This is a genomic window from Acidocella sp. MX-AZ02, assembly GCF_000306035.1.
Lineage (GTDB): Bacteria > Pseudomonadota > Alphaproteobacteria > Acetobacterales > Acetobacteraceae > Acidocella > Acidocella facilis.
The window spans coordinates 279,144-294,873 of record NZ_JH976207.1 but is presented as its reverse complement, the minus strand read 5'-3'; the positions used below and the strand labels follow the sequence as shown (position 1 = coordinate 294,873).

The following is a 15,730-nucleotide window of genomic DNA, read 5'->3' as shown; positions in this document are numbered from 1 at the left end:
TAGATGGGCGGCCCCGAACTCGAACAGCTGATCGGCCTGTTTTCACGCCTGCCGGGGCTGGGTCCGCGCAGCGCGCGGCGCATCGTGCTGAAATTGCTGCGCGACAAGGAAGGCGGCCTGGCCAGGCTGGCGGATGCCATGCAGGCCGCCGCCGCTGCGGTGCGCAGCTGCACGGTCTGCGGCAATCTTGATTCGTCCGACCCCTGCGCCATCTGCGCCGAGCCTTTGCGCGAGGCGCGGATCTGCGTGGTTGAGGGGGTGGCGGATCTCTGGGCGCTGGAGCGCGCCCATGTCTATCGCGGCCGCTACCATATTCTCGGCGGCACCCTCTCGGCGCTGGCCGGGCGCGGGCCGGAAGACCTCGCCATCGCCCCGCTGCTTGCCCGGCTGGAGGCGGCGCCGGTCGAGGAGATCATCCTGGCTTTGCCCGCGACCGTGGAGGGGGCGGCCACCGCGCATTACCTTACCGAGCGGCTGAAACGGTTTGGCATCCCGCTTTCCCGGCTGGCCCAGGGTGTTCCCATTGGCGGCGCGCTGGAGGTGCTGGATGAAGGTACGCTGGCGACGGCGCTGCGGGCACGCGGCGCAGCCAACTAACTGAAAAATTGCAAAAGTTTTTTAGTGCCGCTTTTTTACAAAAAAGCGGCGAAAACGTTTGGGGCGCTGGCAACGCCGCAGCCACCCCCAAACCTTCGTGGGGACTTTTTGAAAAAACTCCCCACACCCCCAAAAACTTTTGCAAATAAGAGCTCTGGAAAAATCTCCGCGCCCCGTTTAACAGGCCCCATGAGCACGCTCGACCCCACCGACTGGTCCTCCCTCCGCGCCCTCGGGCACCAGATGCTCGACGACATGCTGGACCATCTCTCCAGCATCCGCACCCAGCCGGTCTGGCAGAAGATGCCGGAGGAGGTGCGCCAGGGTTTCACCGCCCCCTTGCCCACCACCGGCACCGCCCCCGAAGCCCTCTATGAGCGTTTCCAGGCCGATATCCAGCCTTACGTCACCGGCAATCTGCATCCGCGCTTCATGGGCTGGGTGCATGGCGGCGGCAATCCGGTCTCGATGCTGGCGGAGCTGTTGGCCGGGGCGATGAACGCCAATTGCGGCGGGCGCGACCATGTCGGCATCGCGGTGGAGCGCCAGGTCATCGCCTGGGCGGCGGACATGCTGGGCATGCCCGCCGGCACCTCCGGCGTGCTGCTCACCGGCTCCTCGATGGCGAATTTCTGCGCCCTGCTCTGCGCCCGCCAGAAGGCGCTGGGCGAGGCCGGGCATGAGGCCGGCATCAGTGGGACCAACCTCGTCGCCTATGCCTCGGCAGGTGTGCATCGCTGCATCACCGGGGCGATGGACATGGCCGGGCTGGGCCGCTCTGCCCTGCGCAAAATCCCGCTGGACGCGCAGATGCGCATGGACATGGAAGCCCTGCGCGCCGCCATCGCGGCGGACAAGGCCGCCGGCCTCACCCCCTTTCTCATCGCTGGCACTGCCGGCAGCGTCGATACCGGCGCCTTTGACGATCTGATCGAGGCCCGGCGCATCGCCGACGAGCATGGGCTCTGGTTCCATGTCGACGGCGCCTTCGGCGCCCTGGCCGCGCTCTCCCCGGCCAAGCGGCATCTGGTGGCGGGGCTGGGGTCAGCGGATTCCATCGCCTTCGATTTCCATAAATGGGCGCAGGTGACCTATTCCTGCGGCTGCCTGCTGGTGCGCGACGCCACCATCCACAACGCCAGCTTCGCCCAGGCCACCAGCTACCTCGCCGCTGCCCCGCGCGGCCTCGCCGGCGGCTTTCCCTGGCCGTGCGATCTCGGGCCGGATCTCTCGCGCGGCTTCTCGGCGCTGAAAGTCTGGATGAGCCTCAGCGCCTACGGCACCGAGGGGCTGGCCGGCGTGGTGGAAACCAGCTGCGCCCTGGCCCAGCGCCTGGCTGCCCACGTGCTGGCAGCACCGCGCCTCACCCTGCTCAGCCCCCCGGCGCTCAACATCGTCTGCTTCGCCATCGAGGGCTATAGCGACCAGCAGCTCACGGATCTGGTCGCGGATCTACAGGAGGACGGCCTGTTCGCCCCCTCCACCACCAGCATCGCCGGCCGCACAGCCATACGCTGCGCCATCGTCAATCACCGTACCAACGAGGCGGATATCGACGCGCTGGTGGAGGAAATCCTGCGCCGCCTCAGCCTCGCAGCCGGTCGACCCACTGCCGCAGCGCCTCAGGTGCCAACCTTGCCTTGCGCAAAAACATGAACCCGCCCGGCTCCACCGCCTCCAGCGCGCTGATCTCGGTGAACACACGCGGCGGCTCCGGCGTGCTCCAATCCACATAGACCAGCCCGCGATCAATCCTGCCCAGCTGCTCGCCGAGGATGGTCTGGAAATAGGATTCATCGGGCGCATCGGCGAAGGCGAAGGATTCACGCAGCCACTCATCACTGTGCCAGCGCGCCAGGATGCGCTCGATGCTGGGCGCGGTCAGCGCCATCCATTGCGAACCGTACCAGAACACCGGCAAAGGCGCCTTGCCCCGCGCCATCAGCGCTTCGGCCCGTTTCACCCGGGCGATCAAACCTGGCGTCACCACGCGCTGCACGCCGGGGATCCAGCGCAGCTGCGTCGCCGGGCTGTCGAACAGAAAATACCCCTCATAACGCCCGCGATGCGCCTCGACCGGGCCGAAGGCGGCGAATTCCTCATCGCCCAGAAGGGCATTACGAATGAGGCTGAGGGATTGCAGCGGCACCGTATCGTCGGAGAGCAGCATATAGCGGGCATAAGGCCGCCGCGCGCGGGCCGCCTCGATCAGCGCGACCGTCGCCTCCACCATGGAAAAGCCGCGCCAGAATACCTCCAGCCGCGGTGAGATGAACTGCACCCAAGGCGCCTGGGCGCGAAACGGCGCCTCATCCACCTTCGCATCCACATGCGCGAACAGGTCGAACCCGCTATCTGCGAAAAACCGCGCCATGCCGCCCAGCCCCTCGGGGGCGGCATGGCAGAGCAACAGAACGGCAATCTCATTGCCGTTCGCGCTCATTCCTGCTTCAGCCTCACCGCGATGCTCTGCGCATGTGCCGTCAGCCCTTCGGCCTTCGCCAGTGTTACCGCATGCGGCCCCAACGCCTTCAGTCCGGCCTCCGGCACCGCCGCGTAGGTGGTGCGCTTGAGGAAATCATAAACCGACAGCCCGGAGGCAAAACGCGCTGTGCCGGAGGTCGGCAGCACATGGTTCGGCCCGATGATGTAATCGCCCATCGCCTCCGGCGTATTGCGGCCCAGGAACACCGCCCCGGCATGGCGCACCTTGGCGAAAACCGGCCGCGGGTCCGCCAGCATCAGTTGCAGATGCTCCGGCGCGATGCGGTTGGAAATCTCCACCGCCTCGTCCCAGTCGCGCACCAGAATGATCGCGCCATGCCGCGCCCAGCTGGCGCTGGCGATGTCCCGGCGCGGCAGGCTCTCCAGCGCGGCCGCGACCTCGCGCTCCACCGCTGCCGCCAGCCCCGCATCGTCAGTGACCAGGATGGATTGCGCATCCTCATCATGCTCGGCCTGGGCCAGCAGGTCATAGGCCAGCTGCACCGGGTCGGCGCTGGCATCGGCCAGGATCAGCACCTCGGACGGGCCGGCGATGGAATCGATCCCCACCGCCCCGAACACCTGCCGCTTCGCTTCCGCCACATAAGCATTGCCGGGGCCGACAATCCGGTCCACCCGGGCGATGCTGGCGGTGCCATAAGCCAGAGCCGCCACCGCCTGCGCCCCGCCGACGCGATAAATCTCGGTGATCCCCGCCGCATTCGCCGCCGCCAGCACATGCGGGTTCAACACCCCGCCAGGCGCCGGCACCACCATGGCGATGCGCTTCACCCCCGCCACCTTGGCCGGCATAGCATTCATCAGCACGGAGGAGGGATAGGCCGCCTTGCCGCCGGGCACATATAGCCCCACCGCATCCAGCGCCCCCCAGCGCATCCCGGCGGTAATGCCGAGATCGTCCGTGAACTCGATATCGCGCGGCATCTGCGCCTGATGGAAGGCCTCGATCCGCCGCGCCGCGATCTTCAACGCTTCGCGCAGTTCCTTCGGCGTCTGCGCCTCGGCCGCATCCAGCTCGGCCTGGCTCACCCGCAGGCCGGCCGCCTCCAGCACCTGCTTGTCGAAACGCGCAGTATAATCCAGCAGCGCCGCATCGCCCTCTTCGCGCACCCGCTCGATGATCGCCCGCACCACGCCGGAGAGATTCTCCTCCCCTTGCGGCCGCTCCAGCAGCGCGGTGAATCGGCGCTCGAAATCATCCTGCCCGGTTGAGAATATCTTCATGCCGCCAACGCCTTCCGAAACGCCTCGATCCAGGTGCCGATCTCATCCGGCCGCGTCTTCAGCGCCACCCGGTTGACGATCAGCTTCGAGGACACCTGCGCGATCACATCCGTCTCCACCAACCCGTTGGCCTTCAGCGTGCTGCCGGTCTGCACCAGATCGACGATCAGCCGCGACAGCCCCAGCCCCGGCGCCAGCTCCATCGAGCCGGACAGCTCGACGATCTCCGCCTGAATCCCCCGCCGGGCGAAATGCCGCTTGGCGGTGTTGGGATATTTGCTGGCCACGCGCAGGGCCGAGACGCGGGAGAGATCGGTCTGCCCGGCATCGTCCTTCGGCTCGGCCACCGAGATGCGGCATTTGCCGATGCCCAGATCCAAAGGCGCGTAAACCTCCGGGTAATCGAATTCCATCAGCACATCGCCGCCGCAAATGCCGATCTCCGCCGCCCCGAAGGCGACGAAGGTGGCGACATCGAAGGAGCGCACCCGGATCACATCCACATCCGGATGGCTGGTGGAAAACCGCAGCTTGCGGGAATTCTCATCCGTATATTCCGGCTCCGGCACCAGGCCGGCATGGGCCAGCATGGGGCCGGCCTCTTTCAGGATACGCCCCTTGGGCAATGCGAGCACGATGGACATGGCCGCGCCCATACCATCGCCCCCGCTTCGAGGCTAGCGCGCCCCTCAAAGCAAGGGGAAGAAACGCAAAAGGGCGGATCGGCGCCCCGCGCCCGATCCGCCCTCTCGATATTCAACCGCGCGGCGCCGCGCCTGGATCAATGTCCCTGGATCAATGCCCCTGGATCAATGCCCGCGGATCAATGCACCAGAGTCGGCAGCATGTCGTTCTGGATGATCGCCGCCGCCGCCAGCTGCGGATTATCGGCAATGGCAATCGGCGTGCCATCGGCAGCGTGAATGGCAAAGGCGGGCCCCTGTTCCGTCACCACCGGCTTCACGAAGGCAATCTCCTCCATCCCCAGCTGGGCCAGCTGGGCGGGCGAGATGTGATGAATGTCCAGGACCGTGCCTGGGACGAAATTGGTCGTGCCGTCATGGTTTTTGATGTTCATCTGTCATCCTTTCGGGCTCCCCGGCGGATTCTTTCGGCCCAGGGTTCCTGTATACGTCATAGTCTCGCGTCGGGATCAGCCCGGCGCCGTCAAATTTCCGTCACATCAACCGTGCTGACCTAAATACCGCGCTGACCTATCTCAGGCGCGCATTCGTCCTGCCGGCTCAGTCCCCATCCACCATGCGGGTCGGGGCGGTCACCTTGCCCTGACCGCGCGCGATCGGGATGGTCTTCACCACCGGCTGCGGCACTGGGCGGATCAGATCCACATGCAGCAGGCCATTATCCAGCCAAGCGCCCTTCACCTCGATCCCTTCCGCGATCACGAAGGCCCGCTGGAACTGCCGCGCCGCGATGCCTCGATGCAGGAACACCCGCCCCTGGCCATCGTCAGTCTGGCGCCCGCGTATTACCAACTGGTTATCTTCCAGGGTAATTTGCAGGTCATCCATGGTAAATCCGGCCACCGCGAGGGTGATTCGCAGCGAAACCGGGCTGAGCTGCTCGATATTGTAAGGCGGATACCCGTCCGAGGAATTTTTCGCCGCCCGCTCAATCATCTGTTCCAGATGGTCGAAGCCGAGAAATAAAGGCGAGGTGAAAACGCGTGTCGTCATGGTCAAGGCTCCCCCAAATGAGCGAAGCGGTTAAGGACCCTCGTTCGAGGCATCCGGGGCTTCATGTTGGCACGGTTTCACAGCGATGCAAGAGGGCGCGTTGCAGCCCGCCGCGCGGGGGATTACATGCGTGGCATGTCAGAGACACAAACCGACGCGCCGCTGCTGCCGATCATGATCTATCCCGAATCCGTGCTGCGCAAGGTCGCCCGCGCGGTGCAGCCTGGCGATGCGGACGCGGTGCGCGCGTTGGTGCCCTCGATGTTCGCGACCATGTACAAGGCGCCCGGCATCGGCCTCGCCGCCAACCAGATCAATTCCTTGCTGCGGGTGATCGTGATCGACGTGGCGCCGAAGGACGAGCCCGCCCCGCTCGCTCTGATCAACCCGGAAATCATCGCCAAATCCGATGAGCTCGCCACGCAAGAGGAAGGCTGCCTCTCCATCCCGGACCTCTACGCCGAAATTACCCGCCCGGCGCGGGTGAAGGTGCGCTACCAGGATCTGCAAGGGGTAAAGCAGGAGATCGAGGCCGAGGGGCTGCTCTCCGCCTGCCTGCAGCATGAGATCGACCATCTCAACGGCGTGTTGTTCGTGGATTATCTCTCGGCGCTGAAGCGCAACATGCTGCTGCGCAAGCTGGCCAAACAGCAGAAAGCCAAAGGCTGAACGCGATGAAGCTGGCTTTCATGGGCTCGCCGGATTTCGCCGTGCCGGCGCTGCGCGCTCTGGTCGCCGCCGGGCATGAGGTGGCGGCGGTCTATGCCCAGCCGCCCAAACCCGCCGGGCGCGGCCAGCGCGAAACCCCCTGCCCCGTCCATGCCGCAGCACTTGAGCTCGGCCTGCCGGTGCGCACCCCGCCGAAACTGCGCCGCAACGAGGAAGAGCTGGCCGCTTTCCGCGCCCTTGATCTCGATGCCGCCATCGTCGCCGCCTATGGGCTGATCCTGCCGCAGGACTTCCTGGACGCGCCGAAGCGCGGCTGCCTCAACATCCACGGCTCGCTGCTGCCGCGCTGGCGCGGCGCCGCCCCCATCCAGGCCGCCATCGAAGCCGGGGATGACGAGACCGGCATCACCATCATGCAGATGGAAGCAGGCTTGGATACCGGCCCGATGCTGCGCAAGGGCGCGACGCCCATCGGCCCGCAGGACACCGCCGCCGATTTGCATGACCGCCTGGCCGAAATCGGCGCACGCCTGATTCTGGAAGAACTCGCCAGCCCCAGCACGCCCGAGATCCAGGACGAGGCTTTGGCCAACTACGCCCCCAAACTCTCCCGCGAGGATGCCAGGCTGGATTTCCGCCTGCCCGCCGCGCAGCTGGAACGGCGCATCCGCGCCTTCTTCCCCTGGCCCGGCGCGCTGGCGCTGATGGGCGACATGGTGCTGAAAATCCTCGCCGCCGAAGTGGTGGCGGGCGAAGGCATTCCCGGCACGATGCTGGATGACCACCTCACCATCGCCTGCGGCGAGGGCGCGCTGCGCATCACCCGCCTGCAACGCGCCGGCAAAAACGCCATGTCCACCGCCGATTTCCTGCGCGGCACCAAGCTCCCCGAAGGGGCGCGCTTCTATTGACCCTGTGGGCGCTGGAGATCGAGTATGACGGCACCCCCTTCATGGGCTGGCAGCGGCAGAAACACGGCCTCGCCATCCAGCAGGTGATCGAGGAAGCCGCGTCGCGCATCCGCGGCGGGGCGGAAATCACCGAAGCCATCTCCGCCGGCCGCACCGATGCCGGGGTGCATGCGCTGGCGATGATGGTGCAGATCGAGCTGCCGGATTTCACCCCCTACCGCATCCGCGAGGCGATGAATTTTCACTTGAAGCCGCACCCCATCGCGGTGCTGCGCTGCGGGGTGGCGCCGGCGGGCTGGAATGCCCGCTTCTCCGCCAAATCCCGCTCCTATCGCTATGTCATCCTCAACCGCCCGCAACCGCCGACGCTGGAGGTGAACCGCGTCTGGCATGTGAAAACCCGGCTGGACGAGCAGGCCATGCACCGCGCCGCGCAGCATCTGCTTGGCCATCATGATTTCTCCTCCTTCCGCGCCTCCGCCTGCCAGGCGAAAAGCCCAATGCGCACGCTGGATTACGTCTCGGTGCATCGCGAGGGCGAGAAGGTGATCATGGAAACCAGCGCACGGAGCTTCCTGCATCATCAGGTGCGCAACATGATCGGCTCTTTGAAAATGGTCGGCGAGGGCCATTGGCCCGAATCGCGCATGGCGGAAATCCTGGCCGCCCAATCCCGCCCCAAAGCCGGCCAGACCGCCCCGGCGGAAGGGCTGTATTTCACCGGGGTAGAATATGATCCGCCGCTTGAACTGGCCTGATCGCGCTGCTCAATTGATAATCGCCCGGTCCCTCCAATATTTCATCGACTTCATCTCGTCCGAGGACGCCATGAATACCTCAAACCCCTCACTTATAATGGCCTTATAAACCGGCTGGCGAAGCAGCCGTTGATATCGATTTGAGACTAAAATAAAATCAAATGAGAGACAAATCGCATGAGTTACGTTGCAAATTTGATGAAAGCCAAGTCTCTTATGGGCAAATCTGTCGGAGACGGACAATGCATCGCATTCGTTCACGCCGTGACGACGATTCCACCGACTCCTTTTTGGCGGAAAGGCGAACGCGTAAAGGGGGCTAACCTCCCCATCGGCACCATTATCGCGACATTCGATGTGAATGGACGCTATGGAAATCATCTCGATGGTAGCAGCCATGGGGCTATCTATTTGGGACAGAACGCTCATGGCATCCTCGTCCTGGATCAATGGAAAGGTCATAGTACGACGCAACCGGTCCATGAGCGCTTGATCCGTTTCAAAAAAGGCACCGGCATCAAGGTGGATGATGGAGATCAATATTATGTCGTGGACTAGAGTGGCCGCCATTTCAGCACTCAGCCTCATGCTCGGCCAAGCCGCGTTTGCTGCCCCCTGGCGGTGCCCGGCATCATTAACGCCGCATGGCGACTCGCATCGCCTTAACAACGCCTCGCTGTTCGATGGCCCGCCCGGTGAAATGGCCGATCTCATCCCCATTCCATCCGGCGCCTATGACCGCTGGGATGTCCGCAACGCGGACCCCTATCTGGTCTGCAAATATGCCGGCACGGACAAGATCATCACCCTCCACGCCCAAGGCGCCGCACGCTGCCAGGCCGGCGGCCAGCCCTTCCAGGCGGTCTGCGAAAAATAACACAGTAGCCGCCCCCGGCCGGGGCGTGTAAATTCGCGCCATGCCCCACGCTGATTTCGTGCATCTTCGCGTCCATTCCGCCTACTCGCTCTCGGAAGGCGCGATCAAGCCCGACAAGCTGGCCAGCCTTGCCGCCGCCGACAACATGCCGGCGGTGGCGATCACCGACAGCTCCAACATGTTCGGTACGCTGGAATTCACCCAGTACTGCACCAAATCCGGCGTGCAGCCGATCATCGGCTGCCAGCTCGCCCTCACCCGCCTTGGCTTCAACCTGCCGCCGGACCCGGTGGTGGCGCTGGCGCAGACCGAGGCCGGCTACGCCAATCTGCAGAAACTCTCCTCCCTCTCCTTCCTCACCGGCGATGCGATCAAGCCGCAAATCACCCGTGAGCAGCTTTGCGACTTCAGCGAGGGGCTGTTCCTGCTCACCGGCGGCGCGCTGGGGCCGATCGGCCGGCTGCTGGCGGAAGGCCAGATCGACGAGGCCCGCGCCTATCTCGCCGCGCTGCACGCGGCCTTCCCGGAGCGCCTCGCCATCGAGATCCAGCGCCATGGCGAGCCGGTGGAGCAAGCCACCGAACCCGGCTTCCTGCTCCTGGCGGAGGAATTCGCGCTGCCTCTCGTCGCCACCAATGAATGTTTCTTCGCCAAGCGCGAAATGTATGAGGCGCATGACGCGCTGCTCTGCATCGCCGAAGGCCGCGTATTGGCGGAGAAGGACCGCCGCCGTGTGACCCCCGAGCACTGGTTCAAACCCGCCGCGATGATGCGCGAACTCTTCGCGGATCTGCCAGATGCCTGCGACAACACGCTCGCCATCGCCCAGAGCTGCACGGTGATGACGAGCACGCGCAAACCGCTGCTGCCGCGCTGCCCGAAAGTCCGCGAAGGCGCCACCGAGGAAGAAACGCTGCGCGCCATGTCCGAGGAAGGGCTGCGCGCGCGCCTGGATTTCGAGAATATCGAAGGCGAGGCCCAGAAGGAATATTGGGACCGGCTGGAATTCGAGCTGACCATCATCGTGCAGATGGGCTTTCCCGGCTACTTCCTCATCGTCGCGGACTTCATCCAATGGGCGAAGGATCACCAGATCCCGGTCGGCCCCGGCCGCGGCTCGGGGGCGGGCTCTCTGGTCGCCTGGGCGCTGCGCATTACCGACCTCAACCCGCTGCGTTACGCGCTGCTGTTCGAGCGCTTCCTCAACCCAGAGCGCGTCTCGATGCCGGATTTCGATATCGATTTCTGCCAGGAACGCCGCGACGAGGTGATCAAATACGTCGTCCGCGAATATGGCGCGGACCAGGTGGCGCAGATCATCACCTTCGGTAAGCTGCAGGCCCGCGCGGCGGTGCGCGATGTCGGCCGCGTGCTCGGCCTACCTTACGGCCAGGTCAACAAGGTGGCGGAGCTGATCCCCAACAACCCGGCCAAGCCCGTCACGCTGAAGGAAGCCATCGAAGGCGAGCCGAAACTTCAGGACATGCGTGATTCCGACGAGGCGCTGGCAAGGCTGATGGAAATCGCCCAGCAGATCGAAGGGCTCTATCGCCACGCCTCCACCCACGCCGCCGGCGTGGTCATCGGCGACCGCGAGCTGGTCAAGCTGGTGCCGCTTTATAAAGATCCGCGCTCGGATCTTCTCGTCACCCAATATTCGATGAAATATGTCGAGCAGGTCGGGCTGGTGAAGTTCGACTTCCTGGGCCTCACCACCCTCACCATCATCGATCGCTGCCTGAAATTCATGCGCCAGCAGGGTGTGGAGCTGGACATCTCCAAAATCCCGCTGGATGACAAGAAAACCTACGACATGATCAGCCGCGCCGACACCGCGGGCGTGTTCACGTTCGAGACCGCGGCCTTCCGCGGCGCGCTGGCGCAGATGCGCCCGGACCGGTTCGAGGATCTCGTCGCCATCCAGGCCCTCAACCGTCCCGGCCCGATGGCCAACATCCCTGATTATTGCGACCGCAAACGCGGCGCGCCCTGGGAAGCGCCCGATCCCTCCATCCATCACATCCTGGCCGAGACCAACGGCATCATCGTCTATCAGGAACAGGTGATGCAGATCGCCCAGGCGATGGCGGGCTACACGCTGGCGGGCGCGGACCTGCTGCGCCGCGCCATGGGCAAGAAGATCCGCGCCGAAATGGACACGCAGCGCGAAATCTTCCTGAAAGGCGCCACGGAGAAAGGCTTCACCCCCGAGAAGGCCAACGAGATTTTCGACCTGATGGCGAAATTCGCGGATTACGGCTTCAACAAATCCCACGCCGCCGCCTACGCTTTGGTCTCCTACCAGACCGCCTATCTGCGCGCCAACCATCCGGTTGCCTTCATCGCCGCCTGTATGTCCCTCTCCATCGCCAACACCGAGAAGGTGGCGCTGCTGCGCGCCGATGCGATGAAAAACGGCATCAAGGTCCTCCCGCCGGATGTGAACAAATCCGGCCCGGATTTCCAGGTGGAATTGCAGGAGGATGGCAGCTACGCCATCCGCTTCGCGCTCGGCGCCATCAAGCGCATCGGCATGGGGGCGATGGAGGAACTCGTCAAAGCCCGTGGCGACACGCCGTTCAAATCCATCGACGATTTCGCCGCCCGCATCGATCCCAAAACCCTCACCCGGGCGCAAATCGAAATCCTCGCCAAGGCCGGCGCCTTCGAGTGTCTGGATCAGAACCGCCAGCGCATCTTCGGCGCCGCGGAAATGATCATGCGCACCGCCCAGACCGGTGCGGCCGAGCGCGAAAGCGGGCAGATCGGCCTGTTCGGTGGCGGCGAGCCGGAGAAAATCCGCCTACCCCAAGGGCCGGACTGGCCGGAGAGCGAGCGCCTGGCTTTCGAGGCCGAAGCCATCGGCTTTCACATCTCCGCCCACCCGCTGGACATGTATGCGCGCGCGCTGAAGGCGCTGGACGTCACCCCCTCCGGCGCCATCCAGCGCAAGGCGGAAAACGGTACCGCGCGGGTGAAACTCGCCGGCACCGTGGGCGCCAAGAAAGAGCGCATCACCCGCACCGGCAGCCGGATGATGTGGCTCACCCTGTCGGACATGCAGGGCAGTTTCGAGGTCACGCTCTTCTCCGAAGTGCTCAACCGCTCCCGCGAAATGCTGCAGGAAGGCACCGCTTTGCTGGTCTCCGCCGAGGCCAAGCTGGACGGCGAATCGCTGCGCCTCACCGCCAACGACATCCAGCTGCTTGACAATGCCGCCCGCGATGCCGGGGCGGGGCTGAAAATCTGGCTGGACCGCGAGGACGCCGTGCCCTCGCTGAAAGCCCTGCTGGAGCGCGAGGGGCGCGGCAAGGGCCAAATCATCCTGCTGCCCAAAACCGGCACGCCGACGCGCCCGGAGCTGCGCCTGCCCGGCGGCTTCAACGTCTCCCCGCGCCTGGCCCAGGCAGTGAAACTTGTTGCGGGGGTGGAGCTGGTGGAGGATGCGTGAGGAGGGTCCTCCTTGCGCATCCCTTTTCACAGCCCCCTGAAACCGCCTTCACACTGAATTAACCCCGCCTCGTCATCTTTCCCCCTCCGCAAACGGCACAGAATCGCCTAAATGGAAGGCAGAAAAGGTGACAAAAAATGCGCAAAACGCCCAAAGACCAGGCGAATAAGTCCAGCACCACTCGCCCAACTGCCTCCAAGCCTTTGAAATCAAAGCTGCTGTTAGCCCCGCGCCCGGACCCGCGCATGGTCCATTCCGGCACACCGCTGATCTCCTATCTCATCGCCGCCGCGCTGTTCGTGGCGTTGATGCTTTGCGCGCGCCTCACCCATCAGCCGCCGGCCCCCGGCCAGCTGCTGGCCATGCCCGCCGGCGGCGCCGCCAGGGCCAGCGGCCACCAGCCGGCTTTGCCCAACCAGCTCACGGCCTATATCCTCACCGGCGCCCTGGCCGCCCCCGGCCAGGCCTGCACGATCTCCGAGGCCGCCTTGCGCCAGGGCGGCGGCAGCTTCTCCAGCCTCGCCATCCGGCCGGACGGTGTGGTGCTGGTCTGGGCCGGCGCCGCCACCGCCGCGAACGCGCCATGCCCCGCCGGCACGAATCTGCTGCTGACGCGCGATGCCTGGCAGACCCTGCAAAACTGGCCGCCCGCACCGGGTTATCGTCACTGAAACGACATGATGAGGTTTAAGGGTGACGCTTGACGCCACCCGCCGGCGCGCGATGATGCGCCAACAGACCATTCTGGAGCCGCCTATGCCTCGCCTTTCGCGCCGCGCGCTGCTCGCCGCCGGCACCGCCCTGGCATTGGCCGGCACCGCCCGGGCCGCCCGCCCTTACGTCACCCCGCGCCCCATCACGGTTGCCAACCAGCCGCTCCCCTTCCCTTCCCGCCCCTTCAGCGAAACGCTCTGGGGCCAGCACGTCTCGGACCCGTATCGCTGGATGGAGGCAGAGGATGCGCAATGGCGCGCCTGCACCGCCTCCCAGGCCGCCTATGCCGAAGCGGTGCTCTCCCACATCCCCGGCCGCGACAGCCTCGCCGCCGCCATTGCCGAAAATTCCAACGCCCTCACCCTCGTTGCCGGGCTGCAGACCGGCGGCAGGCTGATCTTCACCGAACGCCGCCCGCCAGAGGCGCAAACCACCCGCCTCTATGTCCGCGACGGGCAGAACGGCGCCGACCGGCTGCTGCTGGACCCGATGCGCTTCTCCACCCAATCCAGCCACGCCGCGCTGGATTGGTGGCAGGCCTCGCCGGCCGGCACGCATCTGGTCTTCGGCATCTCGCAAGGCGGCTCGGAACATTCCGTGCTGCGGCTGCTGGAGGTCGAAACCGGCCAGATCGCCCCGCTCGCCCTCACCCGCACGGATGATGCGAATCCCAGCTGGCTGCCCGATGGCGCCGGCTTCTTCTATACCCGCAACCAGGACGTCCCCATCGACGATCCGCGCTATGAGGAAAATTCAAGCGCCTGGCTGCATCTCCTGAATGGTGGCGAGGACCGTAGGCTGCTCGGGCCGGGCCTGTCCGCCAACATCGCGCTTAATCCAATCGACAGCCCCACCCTCATCGCCACGCCGGGCTCGGATCTGATCATCGCGCAGATCAACGAAGGCGTGCGCAATGAGATCGCGCTCTATCTCACCCGCCTGCCGGCTCTGCTGGCCGGCAGGCCGGACTGGCAGCCGATCTGCACACAAGCCGACCAGGTGACGGATTTCGCCGTGCGCGGCGACGAGATTTTCCTGCTCACCCACAAGCATGCCTCGCATTACCGGGTGGTGAAACTCACCGCCGCCGCCCCGCATTTCGCCGACGCGCAGGAAATGGTGCCCACCGGCCGGCCGGTCATCCGCGCCATCATGGCGGCGAAAAACGGGCTTTATCTGATCGACCGCGACGCTGGCCTGGCGGGGCTGCGCCATCTCGGCGATGACGGCAAACTCACAGCCCTGGCCTTGCCCTTTCCCGGCGCGCTCGACCCCGATCTGGCTTTTTCCATCCCCACCCAGGAAGGCCTATGGTTCCCGCTGGAAGGCTGGGTGCGCCCGTGCGTGTTCTGCCATGCCGGCGCCGATGGCCAGATCACTGAAACCGGCCTCGCCCCGCAGCCGGACATCGACGTCTCCGCCTATACCACCGAAACCCTGCTCGCCCCGGCGCGCGATGGCGTGCGCGTGCCGCTCTCGCTGCTCTACCGCAAGGGGCTGACGCGCGACGGCTCGGCGACGCTGCTGATGGAAGCCTACGGCGCTTACGGCATCGCGCTGGATCCGGCCTTCATGGGGCGCTGGCTGCCGTTTCTGGATCAGGGCGCGGTGTTCGCGGTGGCGCATGTGCGCGGCGGCGGCGAGCTGGGCGAGGATTGGCATCTGGCCGGGATGAAGGCGGAGAAATATCACAGCTGGCAGGATGCGGAGGATTGCGCGCTGCATCTCATCGACCAGGGCTATTGCGGCCATCGCACGCTGGGGGTGGTCGGCGGCTCGGCCGGGGGCATCACGGTCGGGCGGCTGCTGACCGAGCGGCCGGAGCTGGCGGCGGTGGCGATTTCCATGGTCGGCGTTTCGGACCCGTTGCGCGCCGAATTCTCCCCCAACGGCCCGCCCAACATCCCTGAATTCGGCAGCGTGAAAACCGAACGCGGCTTTCACGACCTGTTCGCCATGGATGCCTACCAGCATGTGCATGACGGGGTGGATTACCCCGCGGTGCTGCTCACCACCGGGCTGCATGACCCGCGCGTCTCGCCCTGGGAGGCGACGAAGATGGCCGCAAGGCTGCAGGCGGCCACCGCCTCGAAAAACCCGATCCTGCTGCGGGTGGAGGATGATGGCGGCCATGGCTTCGGCGCCACCCGCGCGCAACGCGATGCCGAGACGGCGGACATCATGGCCTTCACCCTCTGGCGGACGGGGCATCCAGGGTTTCAACCAGGGTAGCAAAAGTTTTTGGTGCCGCTTTTTTCAAAAAGCGGCAAAAACGGCCGGGCGTATGCAACGCCGTCGTCAAAACCCCAGGCCTCCTCGCCGCTTTT

Annotated in this window: 15 protein-coding genes; 10 read left to right on the top strand and 5 right to left on the bottom strand. The window is 65.3% G+C overall.

The genetic code is table 11. The annotated features are described in order from the left end of the window. Positions 1-3 precede the first annotated feature (3 nt). The gene (recR, locus tag MXAZACID_RS01425; protein ID WP_008492225.1) at positions 4-597 is read left to right on the top strand and encodes a recombination mediator RecR; all 594 of its coding nucleotides are present in this window, start codon (positions 4-6) and stop codon (positions 595-597) included. 189 nt (positions 598-786) lie between these two features. Then, positions 787-2,253: a pyridoxal-dependent decarboxylase gene (locus tag MXAZACID_RS01420; RefSeq protein ID WP_008492224.1), complete on the top strand. Its 1,467-nt coding sequence runs from the start codon at positions 787-789 to the stop codon at positions 2,251-2,253. Here MXAZACID_RS01420 and MXAZACID_RS01415 read toward each other — a convergent pair. From MXAZACID_RS01415 to MXAZACID_RS01395, 5 genes are all read right to left on the bottom strand, one after another. Continuing rightward, positions 2,183-3,040 (bottom strand): beta-1,6-N-acetylglucosaminyltransferase, encoded by an 858-nt coding sequence (locus MXAZACID_RS01415; RefSeq protein ID WP_008492223.1) that lies wholly within the window; start codon positions 3,038-3,040, stop codon positions 2,183-2,185. The genes MXAZACID_RS01420 and MXAZACID_RS01415 overlap by 71 nt on opposite strands. Further along, a complete protein-coding gene (gene hisD, locus MXAZACID_RS01410; protein ID WP_008492222.1) occupies positions 3,037-4,326 on the bottom strand; it encodes a histidinol dehydrogenase in 1,290 nt (429 codons plus the stop codon). The genes MXAZACID_RS01415 and hisD overlap by 4 nt, the downstream gene beginning before the upstream one ends. Beyond that, positions 4,323-4,970, bottom strand: coding sequence for an ATP phosphoribosyltransferase (gene hisG, locus MXAZACID_RS01405; RefSeq protein ID WP_240376484.1), 648 nt, complete (start codon positions 4,968-4,970; stop codon positions 4,323-4,325). Before hisG ends, hisD begins: the two co-directional genes overlap by 4 nt. A 179-nt stretch (positions 4,971-5,149) precedes the next feature. Beyond that, positions 5,150-5,404, bottom strand: a complete 255-nt coding sequence (locus MXAZACID_RS01400; protein WP_008492219.1) for a DUF1150 family protein — start codon at positions 5,402-5,404, stop codon at positions 5,150-5,152. 166 nt (positions 5,405-5,570) lie between these two features. Further along, positions 5,571-6,023 carry an Hsp20 family protein gene (locus MXAZACID_RS01395; protein WP_008492218.1) on the bottom strand — a complete coding sequence of 151 codons (453 nt, stop codon included), beginning with the start codon at positions 6,021-6,023 and terminating at the stop codon, positions 5,571-5,573. A 135-nt stretch (positions 6,024-6,158) separates the two neighbouring features. On the opposite strand from MXAZACID_RS01395, the gene def reads away from it, so the two are divergent. From def to MXAZACID_RS01355, 8 genes are all read left to right on the top strand, one after another. Beyond that, positions 6,159-6,692: a peptide deformylase gene (def, locus tag MXAZACID_RS01390; RefSeq protein WP_008492217.1), complete on the top strand. Its 534-nt coding sequence runs from the start codon at positions 6,159-6,161 to the stop codon at positions 6,690-6,692. A gap of 5 nt (positions 6,693-6,697) precedes the next feature. After that, positions 6,698-7,603, top strand: a complete 906-nt coding sequence (gene fmt, locus MXAZACID_RS01385; RefSeq protein WP_008492216.1) for a methionyl-tRNA formyltransferase — start codon at positions 6,698-6,700, stop codon at positions 7,601-7,603. After that, entirely contained in the window at positions 7,600-8,361 is a 762-nt protein-coding gene (gene truA, locus MXAZACID_RS01380) for a tRNA pseudouridine(38-40) synthase TruA (RefSeq protein WP_008492215.1), read from the top strand. The genes fmt and truA overlap by 4 nt, the downstream gene beginning before the upstream one ends. Positions 8,362-8,538: 177 nt before the next feature. After that, complete coding sequence (locus tag MXAZACID_RS18110; protein WP_083878400.1) at positions 8,539-8,919, top strand: BPSL0067 family protein; 381 nt, start codon at positions 8,539-8,541, stop codon at positions 8,917-8,919. Beyond that, positions 8,888-9,238: an STY0301 family protein gene (locus MXAZACID_RS01370; protein WP_205619717.1), complete on the top strand. Its 351-nt coding sequence runs from the start codon at positions 8,888-8,890 to the stop codon at positions 9,236-9,238. Before MXAZACID_RS18110 ends, MXAZACID_RS01370 begins: the two co-directional genes overlap by 32 nt. Before the next feature lie 40 nt (positions 9,239-9,278). Then, positions 9,279-12,689 (top strand): DNA polymerase III subunit alpha, encoded by a 3,411-nt coding sequence (gene dnaE, locus MXAZACID_RS01365; protein ID WP_008492213.1) that lies wholly within the window; start codon positions 9,279-9,281, stop codon positions 12,687-12,689. Positions 12,690-12,892: 203 nt separating this feature from the next. Next, positions 12,893-13,360 (top strand): hypothetical protein, encoded by a 468-nt coding sequence (locus MXAZACID_RS01360; RefSeq protein WP_205619716.1) that lies wholly within the window; start codon positions 12,893-12,895, stop codon positions 13,358-13,360. 85 nt (positions 13,361-13,445) lie between these two features. Further along, positions 13,446-15,635, top strand: coding sequence for a prolyl oligopeptidase family serine peptidase (locus MXAZACID_RS01355; protein ID WP_168118369.1), 2,190 nt, complete (start codon positions 13,446-13,448; stop codon positions 15,633-15,635). Positions 15,636-15,730 lie beyond the last annotated feature (95 nt).